Origin of the sequence: Nostoc sp. 2RC, from assembly GCF_014222165.1 — a bacterium.
GTDB lineage: Bacteria > Cyanobacteriota > Cyanobacteriia > Cyanobacteriales > Nostocaceae > Nostoc > Nostoc linckia.
Genome location: NZ_JACKZU010000418.1, coordinates 1 through 3425 on the forward strand (window position 1 = coordinate 1; position 3425 = coordinate 3425).

The following is a 3425-nucleotide window of genomic DNA, read 5'->3' on the forward strand; positions in this document are numbered from 1 at the left end:
AACCCCTAACCCCTAACCCCTAATCCCTAATCCCTAACTTATCCAAAATCCAAAATTGACTATGGCTCCCCAAGCTCCTACTATTTTTTCACTCCAAGCTCCGAAGGATATTTCACTCACAGAAATAGAAGCGGAACTAAATCAAATCTGGCAAAGTTACGGCATTACTGGCGAAGATGGCGGACTTCCTGCTGCTACTCGTGCTACAACATTTACTTTAGTGGTTTACGAACCAGAAGAAACTCAGTATCTTTTAGCTACCTTGGGTTTTTATAACGGGCCACTGGATGGAATTTTAGGGCCTCAGATGGAAGCTGCCCTGCGACAAGTACAAATAAAATATTCACTGCCAGAAACTGGAACCGCAACACCTGAAACCTTGGCTATATTGCGAGAAGAATTCACCAAACGTCAGGGAAATGACGCTAATGGAGATAATAATTCTTCCTATAACTTAAATGCCCCAAGCCCCAGGATTGCTGATGAAATCGCTCTCCGTAATCCCTGCCGGATTATTGCTTTATTCCCCATTACTGGAGAAGATGAAGGGGTCAAGGCTCAAGTTTCTGCTTATTGCCCCATCCAAAAGCAATCCTCAAGTACACTTATCTGCTGCGAATACATCACTCTGAGTGGCACTGCTGCTGCTTTGGAACGCGTAGGGGGGATGATTCCAGCATTGTTGATTGGTGGCTTGCCTAAATTCCTTTGGTGGAAGGCAACACCAGACCCAAACAACACTTTATTCAAGCGGCTGGCAGCAGTTTGCAATAACGTAATTGTGGATTCTTGCCGCTTTAATGAGCCAGAAAGTGACTTACTGCGCCTCCAAGAATTGGTGGAAACTGGCGTTCCTTTAGCTGACTTGAACTGGCGTCGCCTATCAGCATGGCAGGAATTAACGGCTGAAGCTTACGACCCACCCCACCGTCGTGCTGCTCTCAAAGAAATTGATAGAGTAACAATTGATTACGAAAAAGGCAACCCCGCACAAGCACTACTATTTTTGGGCTGGCTGGCAAGTCGGCTAGAATGGCTGCCTGTTTCCTATCAAAACGAAAGCGGAGATTACGACATCACTCGTATTCGTTTCCTTGCCAAAGACCAGCGACAAGTAGAAGCCGAGTTAGCTGGAGTTCCAGTTGCTGATGTGGGTGACATTATTGGTGATTTGACTGCTATCCGCTTGAGTTCCACAAATACCCAGGCAGATTGTGGTACAGTAATCTGCTCAGAAACCGGTGGTTGTATGCGGATGGAAACACACGGTGGTGCCCAAGCGGCGGGTCTGTTTCAACAAGTCAGTTCCCTTTCAGAACAAAAGGCCGAAGCATTGCTGAGCCAACAGGTGCAACGCTGGGGTCGTGAGTCACTTTTTGAAGAAAGTCTAGGAGCGATCGCGAAAACTTTTAAGCTGAATAATTAAGGGAAGTCGAAAAAATAAATTATTCGGCTTCAGTTTGTTGACTGTTGACTAGACTTCTTGCAGAAGCGGGAAAAGGTTAAGGGGAAAGGGGGAAAGGTTTGGTTTTTTCCCTTTCCCCTTTAACATGCATCCCTTTCTATTTTCAAGGCAGGTCTACTGTGAACCGGAGCCACTGCGGTCTTGGGGTTTCCCCAAATGGAGCAAGTGGCGTTCAACGGTCAACAGTTTTCTGTTGGGTTTAAAAACCTTGCGATAAAGTAGAGAAAATAGGGATAAAACTGTTCCCTATTCCCTGCCTTTACGAAAAGACTTTTTCAGCAAGCCTTATTTAGCACTAACTAAACCATTGTGCCTCAAGAGAGCGATGGTACTTGGTTCGCGACCGCGGAAAGTTTTAAACACTTGCATAGGATGTTTTCCACCACCAAGTGCTAATACGGTATCTCGATAGCGGCGTCCTGTCGCTTTTATAGCTTCTTCATTTTCTAGCCCTGCTTCTTCAAAAGCGGCAAAAGCATCAGCACTGAGTACTTCAGCCCACTTGTAACTGTAGTAACCTGCTGCGTAACCACCCTCGAATATGTGCCCAAATGCACACAGCATTGAATCCTCTGGTAGTGGTGGTAAAACGGTAGTAGTCTTAGCTATGCGATGGCGTACATCTGCGGGTGTTTCATCACCATTAGAACGATAGCGGTGGTGTAGTTCTAAATCAACGCTGCTAAAGTGAAGCTGCCGTAGCATAGCAGTACCACTCATATAATTACGCGCCGCTAGCAGTTTTTGATAATAATGTTCTGGTAGAGCTTCTCCTGTTTCGTAATGCTTCGCCATACCGAATAAAGTAAGTCGCTCATAGCACCAGTTTTCCATAAACTGGCTAGGTAGTTCCACTGCATCCCATTCCACATTGTTGATGCCTGCGGCTCCTGCATAATCAACCTTGGTGAGCATGTGGTGTAATCCATGACCAAATTCATGAAACAAAGTCTCTACTTCATAGAAGGTCATTAAACTAGGTTTACCATCAACTGGCGGAGTTTGGTTACATATCAAGTAACTTACAGGTAAGCGGATGCTGGTTACATCGTTTTCTGTGATTTTGGCACGGTTGATGCACACATCCATCCAAGCACCACCACGTTTTTCTGCGGGACGGCTATAGGGGTCTAAGTAAAAGTAAGCGATGGGAGAACCAGTTTCATCGGCAATTTGGAAATAACGGACATCTTCATGCCATACTGGGGCTTGACCGTCGGCAGGGGTGACAGTGACGCCAAATAAACGTTTGACAAGTCCAAACAAGCCATCCAGCACTTGGGGAAGGGGAAAATAAGGACGTAATTCTTCAGCTGTAAAGGCAAACTTTGTCTCTCGTTGGCGTTCTGCCCAAAAGGTAATATCCCAGTGCTGTAAATCTTGATATTCTTTTCCATGTGATGCAGCAAAAGCCTGGAGTTCTTTTAAGTCTTTGACAGCAGCATCGTAACTAGCTTGACGTAGTTCTTCTAATAATGCTTCCACCGCTTGAACATTGGGAGCCATTTTACTTGCAAGACTCAATTCGGCATAACTTCCAAAACCGAGTAAATCTGCAAGTTCTTGCCGTAACTCCAAAATCCGCTCTATTAAAGGGTTATTATCTAAATCACCACTGGAAGCGCGGGTGACATAAGCTTTGTAAAGCTTTTCGCGTAAATCTCGGCGGGTGCTGTGCTGCATGAAAGGGCCGTAGCTGGGGAAGTCCAAAGTAATACGCCAAGGGCCATTTTCTGGTGTAGCGTTAATTTCACCAGCCTCACGAGCAGCTTGGGCTGCTAAACTTACTAAGCTTGGAGGTAAACCGTCAATTTCGGCTTTTGTTGTCAGGGTTAAGCTAAAACTTTTCGTAGCATCCAGTACATGGTTAGAGAATTTTGTCGAAAATTCTGCTAATTCCATCTGAATGACATTGAAACGGTCTCTCGCTTCTCCTTCTAGGCCAACACCAGAAAGTTCT

Annotated in this window: 2 protein-coding genes; one reads left to right on the forward strand and one right to left on the reverse strand. The window is 45.4% G+C overall.

Going from position 1 to position 3425, the window contains the following annotated elements; genetic code table 11:
* Positions 1–61: 61 nt before the first annotated feature.
* Positions 62–1426 carry a glucose-6-phosphate dehydrogenase assembly protein OpcA gene (opcA, locus tag GNE10_RS30215; protein WP_185569468.1) on the forward strand — a complete coding sequence of 455 codons (1365 nt, stop codon included), beginning with the start codon at positions 62–64 and terminating at the stop codon, positions 1424–1426.
* A gap of 324 nt (positions 1427–1750) precedes the next feature.
* On the opposite strand, the gene GNE10_RS30220 is transcribed toward opcA, so the two are convergent.
* Positions 1751–3425 (reverse strand): M3 family metallopeptidase (locus tag GNE10_RS30220; RefSeq protein ID WP_185569470.1); only part of this gene is annotated, 1675 nt, incomplete at its 5' end.

What these genes read in the sequence shown, in the direction of transcription:
- opcA (WP_185569468.1), top strand. Translation starts at nt 62, where the DNA reads ATGGCTCCCCAAGCTCCTACTATTTTTTCACTCCAAGCTCCGAAGGAT.